The organism is Mesorhizobium sp., assembly GCF_004962245.1.
In the GTDB taxonomy this organism is placed as follows: Bacteria; Pseudomonadota; Alphaproteobacteria; order Rhizobiales; family Rhizobiaceae; genus Mesorhizobium.
The window spans coordinates 76,245-93,784 of the sequence record NZ_SUHQ01000016.1 but is presented as its reverse complement, the minus strand read 5'-3'; the positions used below and the strand labels follow the sequence as shown (position 1 = coordinate 93,784).

Annotated in this window: 17 protein-coding genes; 5 read left to right on the top strand and 12 right to left on the bottom strand. The window is 62.6% G+C overall.

Annotated features, from left to right (window positions below):
- The first annotated feature begins 69 nt into the window (after window positions 1-69).
- Complete coding sequence (locus E5X88_RS18345; protein WP_292163729.1) at window positions 70-705, top strand: FMN-dependent NADH-azoreductase; 636 nt, start codon at window positions 70-72, stop codon at window positions 703-705.
- Between the two features lie 94 nt (window positions 706-799).
- On the opposite strand, the gene E5X88_RS18340 is transcribed toward E5X88_RS18345, so the two are convergent.
- The 8 genes from E5X88_RS18340 to E5X88_RS18305 form a co-directional block, all read right to left on the bottom strand.
- Complete coding sequence (locus tag E5X88_RS18340; protein WP_292163728.1) at window positions 800-1,093, bottom strand: HlyU family transcriptional regulator; 294 nt, start codon at window positions 1,091-1,093, stop codon at window positions 800-802.
- Window positions 1,094-1,210: 117 nt separating this feature from the next.
- Window positions 1,211-1,876, bottom strand: a complete 666-nt coding sequence (locus tag E5X88_RS18335) for a PadR family transcriptional regulator (protein ID WP_292163726.1) — start codon at window positions 1,874-1,876, stop codon at window positions 1,211-1,213.
- 210 nt (window positions 1,877-2,086) lie between these two features.
- Entirely contained in the window at window positions 2,087-2,467 is a 381-nt protein-coding gene (locus E5X88_RS18330; RefSeq protein WP_292163724.1) for a thiol-disulfide oxidoreductase DCC family protein, read from the bottom strand.
- Between the two features lie 125 nt (window positions 2,468-2,592).
- A complete protein-coding gene (locus E5X88_RS18325) occupies window positions 2,593-3,228 on the bottom strand; it encodes a sulfotransferase family protein (protein ID WP_292163723.1) in 636 nt (211 codons plus the stop codon).
- A 98-nt stretch (window positions 3,229-3,326) separates the two neighbouring features.
- Window positions 3,327-3,620, bottom strand: coding sequence for a GYD domain-containing protein (locus tag E5X88_RS18320; RefSeq protein ID WP_292163721.1), 294 nt, complete (start codon window positions 3,618-3,620; stop codon window positions 3,327-3,329).
- Window positions 3,621-3,829: 209 nt separating this feature from the next.
- The gene (gene rpoD, locus E5X88_RS18315) at window positions 3,830-5,851 is read right to left on the bottom strand and encodes an RNA polymerase sigma factor RpoD (RefSeq protein ID WP_292163719.1); all 2,022 of its coding nucleotides are present in this window, start codon (window positions 5,849-5,851) and stop codon (window positions 3,830-3,832) included.
- Window positions 5,852-6,223: 372 nt separating this feature from the next.
- A complete protein-coding gene (gene dnaG / locus E5X88_RS18310; protein ID WP_292163718.1) occupies window positions 6,224-8,185 on the bottom strand; it encodes a DNA primase in 1,962 nt (653 codons plus the stop codon).
- Window positions 8,186-8,345: 160 nt separating this feature from the next.
- Window positions 8,346-8,714: an RcnB family protein gene (locus E5X88_RS18305; RefSeq protein WP_292163716.1), complete on the bottom strand. Its 369-nt coding sequence runs from the start codon at window positions 8,712-8,714 to the stop codon at window positions 8,346-8,348.
- A gap of 389 nt (window positions 8,715-9,103) precedes the next feature.
- Here E5X88_RS18305 and E5X88_RS18300 point away from each other — a divergent pair, with 389 nt between their 5' ends.
- The 3 genes from E5X88_RS18300 (at window position 9,104) to E5X88_RS18290 (ending at window position 12,431) form a co-directional block, all read left to right on the top strand.
- The gene (locus E5X88_RS18300) at window positions 9,104-10,768 is read left to right on the top strand and encodes a Na/Pi cotransporter family protein (protein ID WP_292163714.1); all 1,665 of its coding nucleotides are present in this window, start codon (window positions 9,104-9,106) and stop codon (window positions 10,766-10,768) included.
- A gap of 137 nt (window positions 10,769-10,905) precedes the next feature.
- The gene (locus E5X88_RS18295; protein ID WP_292163712.1) at window positions 10,906-11,118 is read left to right on the top strand and encodes a DUF2061 domain-containing protein; all 213 of its coding nucleotides are present in this window, start codon (window positions 10,906-10,908) and stop codon (window positions 11,116-11,118) included.
- A gap of 131 nt (window positions 11,119-11,249) precedes the next feature.
- Window positions 11,250-12,431, top strand: coding sequence for an MFS transporter (locus E5X88_RS18290; protein ID WP_292163711.1), 1,182 nt, complete (start codon window positions 11,250-11,252; stop codon window positions 12,429-12,431).
- A gap of 10 nt (window positions 12,432-12,441) precedes the next feature.
- Here E5X88_RS18290 and E5X88_RS18285 read toward each other — a convergent pair whose 3' ends face one another.
- Complete coding sequence (locus E5X88_RS18285; RefSeq protein WP_292163709.1) at window positions 12,442-12,999, bottom strand: GNAT family N-acetyltransferase; 558 nt, start codon at window positions 12,997-12,999, stop codon at window positions 12,442-12,444.
- 58 nt (window positions 13,000-13,057) lie between these two features.
- The gene (locus E5X88_RS18280; RefSeq protein WP_292163708.1) at window positions 13,058-13,507 is read right to left on the bottom strand and encodes a GatB/YqeY domain-containing protein; all 450 of its coding nucleotides are present in this window, start codon (window positions 13,505-13,507) and stop codon (window positions 13,058-13,060) included.
- Window positions 13,508-13,786: 279 nt separating this feature from the next.
- Between E5X88_RS18280 and carA the strand changes: the two genes are divergently transcribed.
- Window positions 13,787-14,992 (top strand): glutamine-hydrolyzing carbamoyl-phosphate synthase small subunit, encoded by a 1,206-nt coding sequence (gene carA / locus E5X88_RS18275; protein WP_292163706.1) that lies wholly within the window; start codon window positions 13,787-13,789, stop codon window positions 14,990-14,992.
- Between the two features lie 9 nt (window positions 14,993-15,001).
- Here carA and E5X88_RS18270 read toward each other — a convergent pair whose 3' ends face one another.
- Window positions 15,002-16,249, bottom strand: a complete 1,248-nt coding sequence (locus E5X88_RS18270) for a TCR/Tet family MFS transporter (protein WP_292163703.1) — start codon at window positions 16,247-16,249, stop codon at window positions 15,002-15,004.
- A 183-nt stretch (window positions 16,250-16,432) separates the two neighbouring features.
- Window positions 16,433-17,371, bottom strand: a complete 939-nt coding sequence (locus tag E5X88_RS18265; RefSeq protein WP_292163701.1) for a neutral zinc metallopeptidase — start codon at window positions 17,369-17,371, stop codon at window positions 16,433-16,435.
- Window positions 17,372-17,540: the final 169 nt, after the last annotated feature.

Below are 17,540 nucleotides of genomic sequence, written 5' to 3'. Positions count from 1 at the left end.
CAGTTTTTCAAATAGGTCGGAAGACACATATTTGCGGGGACATTCAACCCCAACCTGAGAGACACCGCCATGTCCATCCTTCTTGTCACCTCCAGCCCGCGCGGCGCCGCCTCGCATTCGACCCGCATCGCCACAGAACTTGCCGAGAAGCTGCTTGCCGCCGATCCCTCGGCCAAGCTGGTCGTACGCGATCTGGTGGCAAACCCGCTGCCGCACATCGATCCGGACTATTCGACCGGCATCTACACGCCCGTCGAGGCCCGCACCCAGCGCCAGGCCGAGGTCGTCGGCGTTTCCGACGGCGTGCTGGACGAGCTGTTTGCGGCCGACACCATTATCCTTGCCACCGGCTTCATCAATTTCGGCATCTCGTCGACCCTGAAATCCTGGGTCGATCACATCGCCCGCTCCGGCAAGACTTTCGCTTATGGCGAGAATGGCCCGAAGGGCCTCGTCACCGGCAAGAAGGTCTACATCGTCCTTGCCTCGGGCGGCATCTATTCGGAAGGCGCTGCCGTGCAGATGGACCACGCCATTCCTTACTTGCGCAGCGTGCTTGGCTTCATCGGCATGACCGATGTCGACGTCATCCGCATCGAGGGCGTTGGCATGGGGCCTGATGCCGTCACGGCCGCTCTGGCCAAGGCATCGGCCAAGGTGGATGCTGTGGTGGCCGGAAGTCGGCAGGTCGCGACGGCGGCTTAAAGCGTTAGCCACTGACTACCAAAAAATCAAAGAGGCAAGCACCGCATCAGGCGCTTGCCTCAATTCTCCGTCCAGGAACAGCGTCGAAAGCGGCTCAGCCGAAGATCTTCTCGCCCTGCTCATCGACCAGTTGGATGCCCTTCTTGATCGAGATGTCGACAGCGTCGTCGAGCCCGGCAAAGCGGTCGGCACGGATGAATTTGTGTTCCTTCATCACGCCGTCGATCTCCTTCGAAACCACGCCGCAGGTCTGGTATTGGCCCTCCGCCTTGTAGGGCGTGGCGCTGATCAAAAATCCCTTGTGCTCGACCTGCTTTGCCGGCGCGGCACTTTTTGGCTCGCCCACGTCACCGCCGCCACCGCCAAAAAGACGCTTCAGAAAAGACATGGGGTATCCTCCAACGGCACTCATCCCGCACTACATAGCGTGGCGCGGGATGATTTTCAGTACCGTTCCTCAGTCGAACGGGCAAGAGCCGCGTGCGGCCGGCCATTCGCAACAGGCTCAATCGCGCGACAGCGCCTCCAGGGCTTCGGCTGCCCCCTCCAGGATGCTGATCGCCTCGGCCTGTTTTTCAGCCGGCGCGTCGACGATGTCGCCGAGGGCTGCGCGCAGCCGGTGGCGCACGGCGCGGAATTCGTCGCGCTTTTCCGAACGGCCGCGCCGCCCGCCATCCTCGCCGTCGTCGTTCCATCCGAACCAGTCGCGCGCCCTCGCCATCTTGCGGCCGAAACGCTCAAGATGGTCGAGCACGTGGTCGACCATCTCGCGGTTTTCGTCGAGATGCGCCTGCCCGGCTTCGGTGATCGAAAACACCTTCTTGTTGCCTTCCGCCGACGAGACGGCATAGCCGGCCTCTTCCAGGAAGGTCAGCGTCGGATAGACCACGCCCGGGCTCGGGCTGTAGACGCCGCTGGTGCGCTCCTCCAGCGCCTTGATGATGTCGTAGCCGTGGCGCGGGGCCTCGGCCAAAAGCGACAGCGTGATCAGCTTGAGATCGCCGTCGGCCAGCATGCGCCCGGCGCGGAACATGTCGCCCGGCCCGCCGCGTCCGCCGCCCCTCATCCCGTGGCCGAATGGGCCGAAGCCGCCGCCACGGCCGCCGAACTTGCCGGCCATATGTATGAAAACGCGCTCGGCGCGCTCGCCGAAATGATGGTGTCTGTGCATTGTCTGCTCCTTGAGTTATGTCTTACGATATATCTTAGTTAAGTGAGCGAGGCAGTTGAGTCAAGATATATCTTACGATGTAACTTAATCCTGCGCCACAGGATTGAAAGCGCGCATTTGCGGCTAAGGCACGTGCCCTGAACCTTCCACAGTCCTAAAAAGGCCGGAGGCAACTCCGGACCTTTTCGATGATCAGGATGTCCGTGCCGCTTACCAGCGGCCCTTGCGCCGGTTCCAGGCGTAGAGAAGATCGGCGAAGCAATCATAGGCATAGCGCGTCAACGGCAGCGCGGTGCGGTTGCCGAACAGCGCTGCCAGCCAGCCCTCGCCAGGCGTTATCCGCCAGACGGCAATTGCGACGTCGGCGCCGACCAGCAGTTTGCCGTCCGCATCGGTTGCGTGCAGCCGGCGGCGGATGTCCTCCAGCGACACGCCGTATCCGGCCAGTGCCGACGGTTCGGCATTGATGTCGCGAAACGCGATCCGCCCGGCCTTGATCGCCTCGATCAGCCGCCGCTTCTGCCGGCTGATGCCGGCATCGCAGACCGGACAACGGGTATTGTACCAGATGGTCAGCAGAGGCTTGGGCATGTATTTCGAGACGCGACCTGACGGATGCGTCGACTATCCGGGAAATGCCTTCGCCCCGCAACGTTTCGGACCAGCCCTGTCGCGACGCGCGGCATCTGCCAACGAATTGCGATGTCTGGAAAAAATCAGAATTCGTAGCCGAAGCGCTCGAAATCCCTGGAATAGAGCCGTCGCACGATGCTTTTCGCCTCGTCATCGTAGACGGCGCGATAGTCGTAGGGTGCATTGACGTTTGTTCGGGGAAGCTTCACCTCGCCCGGCAGGCCGAGCCGTTCGACCAGGGCATTAAATTGCTCGGCCAGCGTTTCAAAACGCAAAACCTCGTCGATGATGAGGTTTCCGTGCCTGTCCGAAATCCAGCTCGTCTGGTCCACCCGCACAAAACGGTTCTTGCGTTCGAGATAGCGCAGGAAAGTCTTGAAATCCAGGACCCTGGCTCTGTTCCTTCGCCGGCCGGAGAGATGGTCCCGGCGGAAATAGTAGGCCGAGACCGCAAGTTCGAAGGGGTTGCGCACGACGGCGAACTTGTACGCCCTGTCATAAATCTCGGCCGGAAGCTTATGCTTCGCCCAGCTTGCTTTGTCATGCTGCCTGAGGAAAGCGTTTTGCGGCTTTTCGGGCACGGGAAGGTGAGACAGCAGGCGGCGCCACTGGGTTCGCTGCGGTTTCACGCACCATGGCCCTAGCGCACGCGTGACCGAACTTCCGGCCGTCTTCGGGATATGGATGAAAATGAAGTTCTTTTCGAGCGAGAGGAGCATTCTCCCTCATGATGGGATGATCGGGCGCCGTCAAGCGGCGCCTGACCTTCCGATGTCAGGAACTCGGCAGCTTGCGCGGTCTGTAGCCGCGCAGCGCCTCACCCGAGCGAGGCGATGATCTCGCGATAGGCCAATTCCGGGAACGCCTTGAGCGTCCGCGTCCTCACGTTACCGCCTGTCGCCAGCATCAGCGCGAAACGAGCAAGCACCGCATCGTCGGGCGCCTCGACGACCGCCACCATATCGCATTCGCCCATGGTGAGATAAAACGCCTTGAACGAGCCGCCCATGTCTCCCAGCAGCTTCTTGGCGGCATCGAGCCGCTTCGGCGACTCGCGCACATTTTTGGCGCCCTGCTCCGTCCAGTTGATCAGCACGATATAATTAGTCATGCACACCTCCCTCCGGGCCTCGGAGCACGGCGTGATAGCCGGGGCGGGCATCCGGGTTTGTCGCCCTGAAAATGCATCCGACGCGCAATTATCCTCCCACGGCAGGTGCGCTGCAAGGACAACCGCACCGTCGGCGAAACAATCCTTGTGCCACGAACGAAAAAGGGCGCCGCAGCGCCCTTTTTAAATTGCTTGTCCGTTACCCGGCATCAGCTGTCGAGGAAGCTCCGCAGCTTGCGCGAGCGGCTCGGGTGCTTGAGCTTGCGCAGCGCCTTGGCTTCGATCTGGCGGATGCGCTCGCGGGTGACCGAGAACTGCTGGCCGACTTCCTCCAGCGTGTGGTCGGTGTTCATGCCGATGCCGAAACGCATTCTGAGCACGCGCTCTTCGCGCGGGGTGAGCGAAGCAAGCACCCGCGTCGTCGTTTCGCGCAGATTGGCCTGGATCGCCGCGTCGATCGGCAGGATCGCCATCTTATCCTCGATGAAGTCGCCGAGATGCGAATCCTCCTCGTCGCCGACCGGCGTTTCGAGCGAAATCGGCTCCTTGGCGATCTTCAGCACCTTGCGCACTTTTTCCAACGGCATGGCGAGCTTTTCCGCCAGTTCCTCCGGCGTCGGCTCGCGGCCGATCTCGTGCAGCATCTGGCGCGAGGTGCGCACGATCTTGTTGATCGTCTCGATCATGTGCACCGGAATACGGATGGTGCGCGCCTGATCGGCGATCGAACGGGTGATCGCTTGCCGAATCCACCACGTCGCGTAGGTCGAGAACTTGTAGCCGCGGCGGTATTCGAATTTATCGACCGCCTTCATCAGGCCGATATTGCCTTCCTGGATCAGGTCGAGGAATTGCAGCCCGCGATTGGTGTATTTCTTGGCGATGGAAATGACGAGGCGCAGATTGGCCTCGACCATTTCCTTCTTGGCGATAGCGGCTTCGCGCTCGCCCTTCTGCACCTGGTTGACGATCTTGCGGAACTCGAGGATCGAGATCGCCGTTTCGGTGGCGAGGTTCTGGATCTCGGCGCGCAGGTCGCGGATCGCGTCCTTTTCGTTCTTGGTGAATTCCTTCCAGCCGCGCGAGGTCAGATTGCCGATCGAGCGGGTCCAGTTCGGATCGAGCTCCGACCCCTGATATTCCTTCAGGAATTCCTCGCGGCGCACGCCATAGCTTTCGGCCAGCCGCAACAGCTTGCCTTCATTCTGCACCAGGCGCTTGTTGATGTCGTAGAGCTGCTCGACCAACGCCTCGATGCGCGCCGTGTTCAAGGACAGCGACTTCACTGCCTTGATCAACTGGTCCTTCAGCTCCTTGAGCCGGCGGTCCTGGCTGGGCGATAGCGTACCGGCGGCGGCCAGTCGGTTCTCGACCTGCTGGTCCTGCAGCTTCCTGAGCTTCTTGTAGGTATCGGCGATGACGTCGAGCGTCTCCATCACCTGCGGACGCAGTTCCGCTTCCATCGCCGCCAGCGACAGGCTGGCCTCGTCCTCGTCTTCCTCGTCATCGTCCGTCAGACCGCGGGTGTCGCTGCCGACATTGGTGATATCGTCTTCGTCTTCGCGCGAACGGCGCGGCTTCTCATCGACCTTGACTTCCTCGATCCGCTCGACCACCGGCGCCTGCTTGGCCTCCGGTCCGGCATAGGTCGCTTCGAGGTCGATGATCTCGCGCAGCAGGATCTTCGATTCGTTGAGCTCGTCACGCCAGATGATGATGGCCTGGAAGGTCAGCGGGCTTTCGCACAGGCCCGCGATCATCGTCTCGCGACCGGCTTCGATGCGCTTGGCGATCGCGATTTCGCCCTCGCGCGACAAAAGCTCGACCGAGCCCATTTCGCGCAGATACATGCGAACCGGATCGTCGGTGCGATCGGTCGGTTCTTTCTTGGTGGTCGTCGCCGCAACGGCAGTGCCGGTCTGCTCCGCCAGCTCGTTAGCATCTTCCTCGGCATCGGCGGCTGCGTCGGCGGCTTCGGGCTCCTCGCCCTGCTCGTCGTCCTCGACCACGTTGATGCCCATGTCGGAGAGCATGGCCATCGTGTCCTCGATCTGCTCGGAGGTCACTTCCTCCGAGGGCAGCACCGAATTCAGTTCGTCCATGGTGACATAGCCGCGCTTCTTGGCGGCCTTGATCATCTTCTTGACAGCATCGTCGGAAAGGTCGAGCAGAGGGCCATCGGTGGCGCCTTCACGTTCGGTCTCGACCTCTTCCTTTTCTTTTGTCGCCATTCTTTATTTTCTCCAAGCGGCCAAGTATCAAAGCCGCGTAAGCCGTCGTACCGGTTAAATCAGATGCGCTCGCTCTAGAACGCGCTTCCCCGGGCCAGTAACCGCATCTCTCGTTAAGTCCAGATTAACCCTGGTATCTGTGGCAGACTGACTGCCTGTCCAGTGACCGGTATTTCACATCGCTGCATTTCACGTCGACGCCGGTGCGGGTTAACGTTTCGAATCGACCTGATTCCGTCATTCTGCCAGAAGGTCAAGCGCCTCTCGCATGATTCGCATGAAAAAAGCGAATCAATTACCCGACTAGGGCTCCGCGCAACCGATTCGACGCGCAAGCAGATTCTTACACTTCACTCCAATGCAGACTTCAACCTATACGCGCCCGGCCCTGCCCGAAGACACGCCGAACCCTTCGATCAGCGCCTCCGTTGCTTGCACATCACGAAATTGCGCCTGGATCTCAACGAGATGCCGGTAGTTTTCGTCCGTGGGATCACTGGCGAGCGCCGCTTCCGCCTGTTTCAGCTCCTTATGTAAGGTGCGCGCGCTGCGCTGCAAGTGGAGCGCCTGACTGAAGGCATCGCGGGCGTCGTCAAGCCCGGCTGTTTCCAGCGCCGGCCATTGCCGCGCCCGCTTGATCAGCGCCACCGCACGCGCCCAGATTTCACCGCAGCCGGCCCGTTCGATCGTCGCGATCACAGCGTTGCGGTCGTTGGCCATGTCATGCGCCATCGCGTCGAGAATGGCTGCGTGCAATCGCTTCAGATCGGAGTTGGCGAGGTCGAGAAACTCGACATGCGCGAAATTCTCGTCGATCAGCGCCGGATGGTTCACAAGGGCCGCGATGATCGTTGCCTCGCGCACCGACATCCCCTCGTTGCCGCGTTTGACCAGCGCTGAGCGGCCGAGGCTCTCGGTGATCGCGGTGCGCCCACCGGCGCTGCCGCCGCGCGCGAACTGCCCGCCAGGAGCTGAGCCCTTGCCCTGAAAGCGCTGGCCGGGCCGCCCGTCCTGACGCCCCCCTTGATAACCATGGCGCGCGCCGCGCTGGGCGCCGAAAAAGCTCAGCACCCGCTCGCGCATTTCCTGGCTGTAGTGATAGCGCAGGCTCTCGTCGCGGATGCGGCTGGTCAGTTCGCGCAGCGTCTTTTCCAGTTCCGCCCGCCGCTCGGGCGTGTCGAAGATACCGCCGGCCGTTTCGCGCATCCACAAAAGGTCGGCGAGCGGCCGCGCTTCCGAAAGCACGGCGCGAAACGCGTCCGGCCCGTCGGCCTTGACCAGATCGTCGGGGTCCTTGCCTTCGGGCAGCAGCGCAAAGCGCACCGAGCGGCCTGCCTGAACCGCCGGCAGCGCCATGTCGGCGGCGCGCCATGCCGCCTTCAGTCCGGCCTGGTCGCCATCGAAGCACAGTACCGGCTCGCCGGCCATACGCCACAAAAGCTCGAGCTGGTTTTCGGTCAGAGCGGTGCCGAGCGGCGCCACGACATTCTCGAAACCGGCCTGCGCCAGCGCGATCACGTCCATATAACCTTCCACGGCAATGACCGTGCCGCCCTTGGCCAGCGCCTTGCGCGCACGGGCGAAATTGTAGAGCACGTTGCCCTTGTGGAAGAGCTCGGTGTCGGGCGAATTCATGTATTTGGCGAGCGCATCGGCTGCCAGTGCCCGCCCGCCAAAGGCGATGATCTTGCCTCTGGAATCCGGGATCGGGAACATGATGCGGTCGCGGAACCAGTCGTAGGAAACCGGAACGTCGTCGCCATGGCGCACCAGCCCGCATGCCTCGATATCGGCCTTGCCGACACCCTTGGCGGCAAGATGCTCCTTCAGCGCGTTGCGGCTGTCCGGCGCGTAGCCGAGCCGGAACGACTGCTGCGTCGCCGGCGTCAGCCCTCGGTCGCGCAGATACGCGCGGGCTTTTGCGCCTTCCGGTCCCTGCAACCGCTCCTGGAAGAAGGTGGTCGCCATTTCCATGATTTCGGTCAGGCTGGCGCGTTCCTTTTCGCGCCGTTCCTCCTGGGCATCGCGAACCGGCATCGGCACGCCGGCCATCTCGGCGATCTTCTCGACTGCTTCGGGAAAACTCATCCCGTCGAGTTCGGTCAGGAATTTGAAATGGTCGCCCGAAACCGAGCAGCCGAAACAATGGTAGCGGCCCTTCTTGTCCTCGCAATGGAAGGACGGGCTCTTCTCACCATGGAAGGGACAGCATGCCCAATAGTCGCCACGCGGCGCGTTGGTCTTCTTCCTGTCCCACGCGACGCGCTGGCCGATCACCGATGAAATCGGCACGCGGTCGCGTATCTCGTCGAGAAAGGCAGGTGGAAAGCGCATCGGGAACGGCTCGTTTGCCCTTCATATAATCACGCAGGCGAAAGCCGACGACTCCTAATGCTGAACCATACCCGGTTTTCACAGGGCAAAAAGAAAGGCGGCCGTTGCGGGCCGCCTTCTTTCATGTGTTCGGCGCTGTGCCGGTCGACGATTGCGAGGCTCAGTGCGCGGCGATCGCGCCGAAGATGATGCCGGAGACGACGCTGACCAGGAGATAGTCGTTGCCGACGCGGATCCATTCCTGGCCACGGCCCGGACGATGCAGGCCATAGTGGCGGTAGTCGCGGATCGGCCGGTGGCGCTTCCAGCTGGAATATTTCTGGCCGTGCCGCCAGTGGCTCTTCCTCACGACCTTCTTCTTCACCACGACGCGCTTCTTCACGTCGACATGCTTGCCGGGCTTATTCCAGTCGACATGGCTGTAGGTTGACTGTGGCGCGTTCGGCGCGTTTAGCGGCGCTGCCTGGCCCTGCAGGGACGTGGCAGCCAGCATCGAGAGGGCGACTGCGGAAAGAACGATGCGTTTCATGACGGGGTACTCCTTGGTTGTCGATGCCCAAGCAATAGAGCTCGAAGAATGAACTGAAACTGAACACGCAGATTACGTTTTTGTAATGATTTCTTATATTTAGACCACCTAATTCAACGCTCCTCACAAACAGGATCTGAAGGTGTCGCCTGCACTTGACGGCGCGGCCATCCGGAAGCCGGCCGGCAATGCAACCATTTTTCGATCCATCCATTTCCGACACGCCCTGTCGCGTGCCAACAGCCGCCGGAATTGGGTAAAATTTATTATCCGGCTAAAAGTAATCGGAGTAATATCGGCCTTTGCAATGTCCTTGATTCGCGCCCTCTTTTGCCCCTTTGCCGTCACGGTGCCCGCATCGCTGGCATCTATTTGTGTACGAGCCTGATATGAGCGGTTCGGTCGTTTTGCTGCATCTTGCCGGCGCGGTGGCGCTGATGCTGTTTGCCACCCGCCTGGTGAAGACAGGTGTCGAGCGTGCCTATGGCGATGTGCTGCGCCACAAGCTGCGCGCCACCATGCGCAATCCTTTCATGGCGGTTCTCGCTGGCTGCGGCCTGGCGATCGCGCTGCAAAGCTCCACCGCCGTCACACTGCTGGTCGGCTCCTTTGCCGGCGCCGGCATCGTCAGCGGCATGTCTGGCCAGCTCGCCGTGCGCGGCGCCGAGATCGGCTCGGCTTTGGTGGTCAAGCTGCTGACCTTCGATCTGTCGCTGCTGGTGCCCGTCTGCCTTGTCGCCGGCACCGTCATGTTCATGGCCACCGAGCGGCGCGACTGGCGCCAGTTTGGCCGCATCCTGGTCGGCATCGGTCTGCTGGTATTGTCGCTGGAAATGATCGGCCAAGCGTCGGAGCCGCTGCGCCAGAGCACGCTGATGCCGGTCATCGTCAATTACTTTTCCGGCGACCCGATCACAGCCTATCTCCTGGCGGCGCTGGTCACCTGGCTGTTCCATTCCTCGATCGCCGCGGTGCTGCTGATGGTGACGCTGGCCGGCCGCGGCTTTATCCCGCCCGAACTCGGCATCGTCCTGGTGCTCGGCGTCAATCTCGGGTCGTCGATCATCGCGCCGCTGCTCACCCGTAACGCGGAGCCCGGCGTGCGTGTCGTGCCGATCGGCAATCTTTTGATGCGCGGCATGGGCTCGCTGACCATGCTGATCCTGTTCCTGTCGTTCGAGCCGCCGGTCGCCTTTCTCGGCGCCACCGTGCCCGACCAGATCGTCAACGCGCATATCCTCTTCAACATCTTGATCCTGGTTGCCGGCCTGCCACTGGCCAGTCTCGTCTACCGCGCTTCGAAGAAGATCGTGGCGCTCGGCACCAAGCCGGCGCCGGCCGAGGCGCTCGACATCGTCGAGCTGTCCGCGCTCAACGACAGCGCCCTCGACGTGCCGAGCCAGGCGCTGGCCAACGCCACCCGAGAGGTGGTGCGGGTCTGCGAGACCGTCGAGATCATGCTGAAGCGCATCATCGAGCTCTATGAGAGCGCCGACGCCGACAAGATCAAGGCACTGGCCGCGCTCGACGACCGCGTCGACAAGAAGCACGCGGCGATAAAGCTCTATCTGGCCAAGGTCACCAGGAACCCGTTGAGCGAGGACGAGGCGCTGCGCTGCCAGGAACTGATCGGCGCCTGCGTCAAGCTCGAACAGGTTGGCGACATCATCGTGCGCAACATGCTGGTGCATGTCAGGAAGAAGCTCGAGCGCGGACTGGAATTCACGCCCGAAGGCTGGCGCGAGCTTTGCGCCTTCCACGCCTCGGTGCTCGCCAGCGCACGGCTTGCCTTCAACGTGCTGGTCTCGCGCGACCCGGAAACCGCCCGCCAGCTGGTACTGGAAAAGGACCGGCTGCGCGACCGCGAGAAGGAGACCAGCGCCAGCCATTTCGTGCGACTGCGCGACGGTACCGCCAAGAGCGTCGAGACCAGCTCCATCCATCTCGACACCATCCGCGACTTGAAGCAGATCAACTCGCTGCTCGCCTCGATGGCCTATCCCGTACTCGAGGAACGCGGCCTGCTCACCGGCTCGCGGCTGAAGGCCGGATAGGCTGGGCCCTCAGGCGGAAAGCCAATTGCCAGAACATCAGTGCGGAAATGGCACCAAACCGGCGCAAAAATTAACCTTTGCTCCGTCTCCCGTCTATCGGCTAAGGATCGGGCTCAAATCCGCCGGGAGGAAAGTCGATGGATACCCATTCGCGCAGTTTTGCCAAAGCGCTTTCCTGGCGCGTCACCGGAACCGTCGACACGATAATCATTTCGCTCGTCGTGACAGGCAGCATCAAGCTCGCTGCGGCGATCGGCCTGACCGAAGTCATCACCAAGTCGCTGCTCTATTATCTTCACGAACGGGCGTGGTTGAAAATCCCTTATGGGAGAAGGAAGATGACTGTCTAGCCTTGCCGGCATGCCGCCGGAGCCGAGCTACACCGACAAGAAAACCTAAAGCGGCGTCGACAATTTCTGGATTGCCCGCGGCTCTCGTTCGTGATTTGAGGCCATCTCATTCAAGGATCGCCTTCCGCGCCATGCTTCCCCTGATCGCCCTGTTCATCGCTGCGTTCGCATTCGGCACCACCGAGTTCGTCATCGCCGGCGTGCTGCCGCAGGTGGCCGACGGCCTTGGCGTCTCCATTCCAACTGCCGGCTACCTCGTCTCCGGCTACGCCGGCGGCATTGCGATCGGCGGACCGCTGTTGACGCTCGCCACCAAGACGCTTTCCCGCAAGGCCTTGCTGCTTGGCCTTGGCCTTGCCTTCACCATCGGCCAGGCCGCTTGCGCGCTTGCACCCGACTTCGCCTCCATGTTGCTGTTGCGGATCGCGGTGGCGGTGGCACACGGCGCCTATTTCGGCGTCGCGATGGTGGTGGCCGTCGGCCTGGTCCGCCAGGATCAGCGTGGAATGGCCGTTGCGCTCATCCTGTCGGGCCTCACGGTCTCCAATGTCATCGGCGTGCCGGCCGGCACGGCGATCGGCACAATATGGGGGTGGCGTGCGACATTCTGGGTGATGTGCGCGCTTGGTGTGGTTTCCATCGCCGCCATGGCCGCCCTGCTGCCGCGCAGGACGGGATCGTCGCACCGGCCCGTCAGTCTCGGCAGCGAGGTTCGCGTGCTCGCGCGCCAGCAGGTCTGGACGTCGCTGATCCTCATGCTGATGCTGATGATCGGCCAGTTCGGCCTGTTCACCTACATCACGCCGACGCTGCTCGAAATCACCGGCCTCGACGAGGACCTGGTGCCTTGGGTGCTCCTGCTCAATGGTGTCGGCGCGACGATCGGCGTCTTTCTCGGCGGACGGCTCGCCGACTGGAACCTGATGCCGTCGCTCATCACCATGCTTTTCATGCAGGCGGTGACGCTTGCCGTCATTTACGCGGTCAGCCCGTACCCAGTGCCGATGGTCGCGGCGATCATCGTCTGGGGCGGCCTCAGCTTTGCTATCGGCACGCCGATCCAGACCCGTATCCTGACCTGGACGGCGGATGCATCCAACCTTGCCTCATCGCTCATCCCCTCCGGCTTCAATGTCGGCATCGCGCTTGCCGCCTCGCTCGGCGCCGCCATGCTCAACGCCGGTTATGGCTATCGCAGCCTGCCGGTGGTTGGCGCGATCGCCATGCTGGTCGCCGTGGCGGTGGCGCTTGCCTCGCATATCAGGGAGTGGCGCAGCAGGGCTGCACCGCCACTGCCGGCCGCAGCCGAATAGACGACAGACCCTACAAATCGATCTGATAGCGCAGGCTTTCGGACCCGCCATAGGCGGCGTCCTCGAAGAAACGCCCGACGAGCCGCCCGCCATTGGCCAGCGCTACCTTCTGCGATGGCAGATTATCCGGTTTGGCGGTGATCTCAACAAAAGGCAGGCCGAGCGCCCTCGCCTCACCGAGCATCAGCCGCAGCGCCTCGGTCGCATAGCCGCGCCGCCGCTTCCACGGCACCACCGCATAGCCGATATGGCCGAGCACATGCGGCGGCAACTCGGCGGTGCCGTGCTGCCAACGAAAGCCGATCGAACCGGCGGCTTCACCGTCCCAGATCCAGCGCCGGAATCCCGGTAGGCGCGGCACCTGCGTCCCATCGGGCAAGGTGATCGGACCACCCTTGGCCTCGGGATCGTCGAGATCGGCGAGGAAGGCCGCTGGGTCCCTTTCGATTGCCGCTAGCTGCTCGCGCGTCGCCTCGATCAGCCGCACATTGTCCGGCGACCAGCCGCGCTCAAGCGCGGCCTTGTAGGACGGTAGATGTTCACGCGCGGGTTTGACGATTTCGACCATGACGTGCGACCGATCCGCTGCCCACCCTCAAAGATGGGGCTTGCGGCGGGGAAAATCCCTACTGCAGCAGTCCCTTGACGATGCCGCTCGCCTTGGAGAAATCCATCTGGCCAGCGTATTTCTCCTTGAGCGCGGCCATCACCTTGCCCATGTCCTTGACGCCGCTGGCGCCAGTCTCGGCGATGGCGGCGCGGATCGCGGTTTCGGTCTCGGCCTGTCCCAGCTGCGTCGGCAGGAAATCGCGGATGATGGCCATCTCGTCGCGCTCCTGCGCGGCAAGCTCCGGCCGCTTGCCGTCGTCGAACGCCTTGGCCGACTCCTCGCGCTGCTTCACCATCTTGGCCAGGATCTGCAGGATCTCGTCGTCGCTGGCCGGCTCCTTGCCGGCGCCACGATTGGCGATGTCGCGATCGTGAATGGCCGCCTGGATCAGCCGCAATGTCGGCAGCCGGCGCTTGTCCTGCGCCTTCATCGCACTCTTCAGGGATTCAGCGATTTTGCCGCGCATGATGCTTTCTCCTTCGATCCGGCGCGGACAATAGCCTTGCCCAAAGCCCAAGGCAAATCCGGTACTGACCGGCAAATGCCTGATATCGTTCAATGAAATAAATCCGCGCCGTATGGCGCGGCCTCATTGACCGCTCTGGCGCCTTATCCTATGTACTGGGCCTTGCATGAGCTGAATTTTTGTTGCGCGCGCTGGCTGCGAAATCGCCGCTGCGCGCGGTTTGCTGCGCACAGTGTTCGCCAGACCGGTTGAAGGTCGCAGCCTATTAGGAGTGCCGCCATGGCAACGATGACCGCCCCCTGGGCTACCGAGAAGCCCACCGCCTTGCTGGTGCTGGCCGACGGCACCGTCATCGAGGGCCGCGGCCTTGGCGCCACCGGTTCCGCTGCCGCCGAGGTTTGCTTCAACACCGCGCTGACCGGCTATCAGGAAATCCTCACCGACCCTTCCTATGCCGGCCAGATCGTCACCTTCACCTTCCCGCATATCGGCAATATCGGCACCAATGACGAGGACATCGAGGATCTCAATCCGGCCGCCCGCGCCGGCGCCGTCGGCGCGGTATTCAAGGCAGACGTCACCAATCCGTCCAGCTATCGCGCCACAGCCGGTCTCGATCAATGGCTGAAGAAACGCGGCATCGTAGCGCTTTCGGGCATCGACACGCGCGCGCTGACCGCGTTGATCCGTGAAAAGGGCATGCCCAACGCCGTCATCGCGCACGCACCCGACGGCATCTTCGATATCGACGATCTGAAGCGTCGCGCCGCCGCCTGGTCCGGGCTGATCGGGCTTGATCTGGCCAAGGAGGTGACTTCCGGCCAGTCCTCGGTCTGGCGCGAGACACCCTGGGTCTGGGATGAGGGTTTTGGCGAACAGATTGATCCGTCCATGCACGTCGTCGCCATCGACTACGGCGTCAAGCGCAACATATTGCGCCTGCTGGCCGGTCTTGGTGCCAAGGTCACCGTGGTGCCGGCCAGCACCGGCGCCGAGGAGATCCTTGCCATGCGGCCTGACGGCATCTTTCTCTCCAACGGTCCCGGCGATCCGGAAGCCACCGGCGACTATGCCGTTCCGGTCATCCAGGACCTGCTGAAGACCGACATCCCGGTCTTCGGCATCTGCCTCGGGCATCAGATGCTGGCGCTGGCGCTGGGCGGCAAGACCGCCAAAATGCATCAAGGCCATCATGGCGCCAACCATCCGGTCAAGGATCACACCACCGGCAAGGTCGAGATCGTCTCGATGAACCATGGTTTTGCCGTCGATGCCGACTCTTTGCCGAACGGCGTCGAAGAAACCCATGTCTCGCTGTTCGACGGCTCGAATTGCGGCATCGCGCTGACCGGCCGGCCGGTGTTCTCGGTCCAGCATCATCCGGAAGCCTCGCCCGGCCCGCAGGATTCGCACTATCTGTTCCGCCGCTTCGTCAATCTGATCCGCGAAAAGCGCGGCGAACCGGCGCTGGCGGAGCGCGTTTAGCCCGATCGATCATACCGTTGCGGTGCTGACCTCCTTCACTGCGGCTGGTCTTTCGACCCTGAGCACGAACGCGATCAGCGACAGAGTGAGAAAAATACCGCCGAGCACAAAGGGCGCGCCGCCGAACACCACTGGCGCGCTCGGCCCGGTGAACCACGCGAAAATTCCGGTGTAGAGCAGCGGCGTGATGATGCTGGTGATCGAAAACACGCTCGTCATCGCGCCCTGCAATTCGCCTTGCGCGGAGGGAGGCACCTTGGCCGCCGCCAGGCTCCGCAACGGCGGGTCGGCCAGCGCCTCGAGGCAGGTCGCCACGATCACCGCATAGATCATCCAGCCCTTCCATGCCGCGGCATAGCCGAAGGCGGCGAGCGCGGTAAAAGCCAGACCGATGGCGGCGGTCCGCCATTCGCCGAGCCGTGGAATGACACGCGGCAAGACAAAACCCATCACCAGTGCTCCGCCAAGACCGAAGACGCCGAGCGAGAGGCCAATCTGCTGTTCGCTCCAGCCGTAGCGGTAACTGCCGACGAACGACCACACGGCAGGGTACATCATGTGGCCGAGCGTCATCAGGAAGAACACCAGCCCGATCCAGCCGATTCCCTTGTAGTTGCGCATCTGCTTCAAGGCGCCGAGAGGATTGGCGCGGCGCCACTCGAACCGCCGCCGGTGGTGCCGCTCCAGCGTTTCCGGCAGGAAAAACCAGCCGACGATGAAGTTGATGAGAGCAAGCACCGCCGCGCCCCAGAACGGCACGCGCGGCCCGAATTCGCCGAGCAACCCGCCCAGCACCGGGCCGATGATGAACCCGACACCGAAGGCGATGCCGAGCAGGCCGAAATTCTTCGCCCGGTTCTCGTCGGTGCTGACGTCGGCGATGAAGGCGGACGCGGTCGAGTAGCTGGCGCCGCTGATGCCGGCCAGCACCCGGCCGATAAACAGGACCGAATAGGACCAGGCCACCGCGCAGATCAGATTGTCGACGGCGAAGGTCAGCACCGAGGCCAGCAGGATCGGGCGGCGCCCGAAGCGGTCGCTGAGGTTGCCGACCAGCGGCGCGAACAGGAATTGCATGGCCGCATAGACGAAGAACAGCCAGCCGCCCTCGATCGCCGCTTCGCTGACACCGACGCCGGTCAATTCCTGCAGATAGGCCGGCAGCACCGGCATGATGATGCCGATGCCGGTGATGTCGAGGAGCAGCGTGGTGAAAACAAGCGCAAGGCCCCGCCTGGCGGTTTTGGCTTCGATCATGACGGTATCGACTCCTGGAGCCGCCTCCAAGAAGGCGGGAGGTTCGTTATAGATGAGTCAGCCGCATGGAACAATAAGAGAACACGCCAAGGATTTTTCATCCTGACATCAACGGTCGACAAGGATGCGGCCACATCGCCGCCTGCGCTTCGACGGTCGTTTCAACAGGAAAGTCGCAACACCTCAGATCGGGGTGTTGAACGTATCGCAATCCGAAAGCTTGCCGCTCCTGTAGCCGCGCGCCAGCCAGGTCTGCCGCTGCTGCGAGGTGCCGTGGTTGAAGCTTTCCGGCACGACGTAACCCTGCATCTTCTTCTGCATCGTGTCGTCGCCGATCTGCTGGGCGGCGTTCAGCGCCTCTTCCATGTCGCCCTGTTCCAGGATGCCTTTCTGCCCGGTGAAATGCGCCCAGACACCGGCAAAGCAATCGGCCTGAAGCTCGACCTGCACCGACATGTGGTTGGCGTCGGCCTCGCCCATCTGCTGCCGCATCTGGTTGAACTTGGGCAGGATGCCGGTGAGGTTCTGCACATGATGACCGACCTCATGCGCGATCACATAGGCCTGGGCGAAATCGCCCGAAGCGCCGAATTGCTGGTCGAGCTGTTGGAAGAAGGTGGTGTCGAGATAGACCTTGCGGTCGCCGGGACAGTAGAACGGTCCGGCCGCAGACGAGGCGGAGCCGCAGGCCGAGCGGATCTGCCCGCTGAACAGCACCAGCTTCGGATCCTCATAGGTCAGGCCCTCGGCCTGGAAAATGCCGGTCCAGGTGTCTTCCGTCTCGGCCAGGACCGTGGAGACGAACTGCTTCATCTCGTCGGAGGCCGGTGCACCGGTGCCGCCCCCCTGCCCGCCGCTGTTGTCGGTGATCTGACCGCCGCCGCCCGGCACCAGGCCACCACCGCCGCCGGCCAGGATCTGCAGCGGGTCGATGCCGAAGGCCTTCAGTCCGAAATAGAGGACCACGAGAATGACGATGGTCGACAGCGACATTCCGCCGCCGGAGCGGCCGCCTACCGGGATGCGGAACTGGCCGGACCTTCCGCCCGGCAGGTTGAACCCGCCGCTCTGGCCGCGTTCGTCCTCGACATTGTCACTCTGACGACGACCCTTCCAGAGCATGGCAAATCCTCGTGGTGCAAATTTCCAATGATCAGGCATTATCTTCGCCCCGATCAGACCCGATAACAATTATCCCAACGGTTGCGCCAAGTCACAGAATTTTTCATGGCGCAGCAGCGCTGCAGGCGCCCCCCGCATAGCGCCGCGCCCTTCTTCCATTTCCCTCCTT

Excerpts from the sequence above, each read along its gene's own strand:
- E5X88_RS18345 (WP_292163729.1), top strand. The coding sequence starts at position 70 with ATGTCCATCCTTCTTGTCACCTCCAGCCCGCGCGGCGCCGCCTCGCAT.
- E5X88_RS18340 (WP_292163728.1), bottom strand. The coding sequence starts at position 1,093 with ATGTCTTTTCTGAAGCGTCTTTTTGGCGGTGGCGGCGGTGACGTGGGC.
- E5X88_RS18335 (WP_292163726.1), bottom strand. The coding sequence starts at position 1,876 with ATGCACAGACACCATCATTTCGGCGAGCGCGCCGAGCGCGTTTTCATA.
- E5X88_RS18330 (WP_292163724.1), bottom strand. The coding sequence starts at position 2,467 with ATGCCCAAGCCTCTGCTGACCATCTGGTACAATACCCGTTGTCCGGTC.
- E5X88_RS18325 (WP_292163723.1), bottom strand. The coding sequence starts at position 3,228 with ATGCTCCTCTCGCTCGAAAAGAACTTCATTTTCATCCATATCCCGAAG.
- E5X88_RS18320 (WP_292163721.1), bottom strand. The coding sequence starts at position 3,620 with ATGACTAATTATATCGTGCTGATCAACTGGACGGAGCAGGGCGCCAAA.
- rpoD (WP_292163719.1), bottom strand. The coding sequence starts at position 5,851 with ATGGCGACAAAAGAAAAGGAAGAGGTCGAGACCGAACGTGAAGGCGCC.
- dnaG (WP_292163718.1), bottom strand. The coding sequence starts at position 8,185 with ATGCGCTTTCCACCTGCCTTTCTCGACGAGATACGCGACCGCGTGCCG.
- E5X88_RS18305 (WP_292163716.1), bottom strand. The coding sequence starts at position 8,714 with ATGAAACGCATCGTTCTTTCCGCAGTCGCCCTCTCGATGCTGGCTGCC.
- E5X88_RS18300 (WP_292163714.1), top strand. The coding sequence starts at position 9,104 with ATGAGCGGTTCGGTCGTTTTGCTGCATCTTGCCGGCGCGGTGGCGCTG.
- E5X88_RS18295 (WP_292163712.1), top strand. The coding sequence starts at position 10,906 with ATGGATACCCATTCGCGCAGTTTTGCCAAAGCGCTTTCCTGGCGCGTC.
- E5X88_RS18290 (WP_292163711.1), top strand. The coding sequence starts at position 11,250 with ATGCTTCCCCTGATCGCCCTGTTCATCGCTGCGTTCGCATTCGGCACC.
- E5X88_RS18285 (WP_292163709.1), bottom strand. The coding sequence starts at position 12,999 with ATGGTCGAAATCGTCAAACCCGCGCGTGAACATCTACCGTCCTACAAG.
- E5X88_RS18280 (WP_292163708.1), bottom strand. The coding sequence starts at position 13,507 with ATGCGCGGCAAAATCGCTGAATCCCTGAAGAGTGCGATGAAGGCGCAG.
- carA (WP_292163706.1), top strand. The coding sequence starts at position 13,787 with ATGGCAACGATGACCGCCCCCTGGGCTACCGAGAAGCCCACCGCCTTG.
- E5X88_RS18270 (WP_292163703.1), bottom strand. The coding sequence starts at position 16,249 with ATGATCGAAGCCAAAACCGCCAGGCGGGGCCTTGCGCTTGTTTTCACC.
- E5X88_RS18265 (WP_292163701.1), bottom strand. The coding sequence starts at position 17,371 with ATGCTCTGGAAGGGTCGTCGTCAGAGTGACAATGTCGAGGACGAACGC.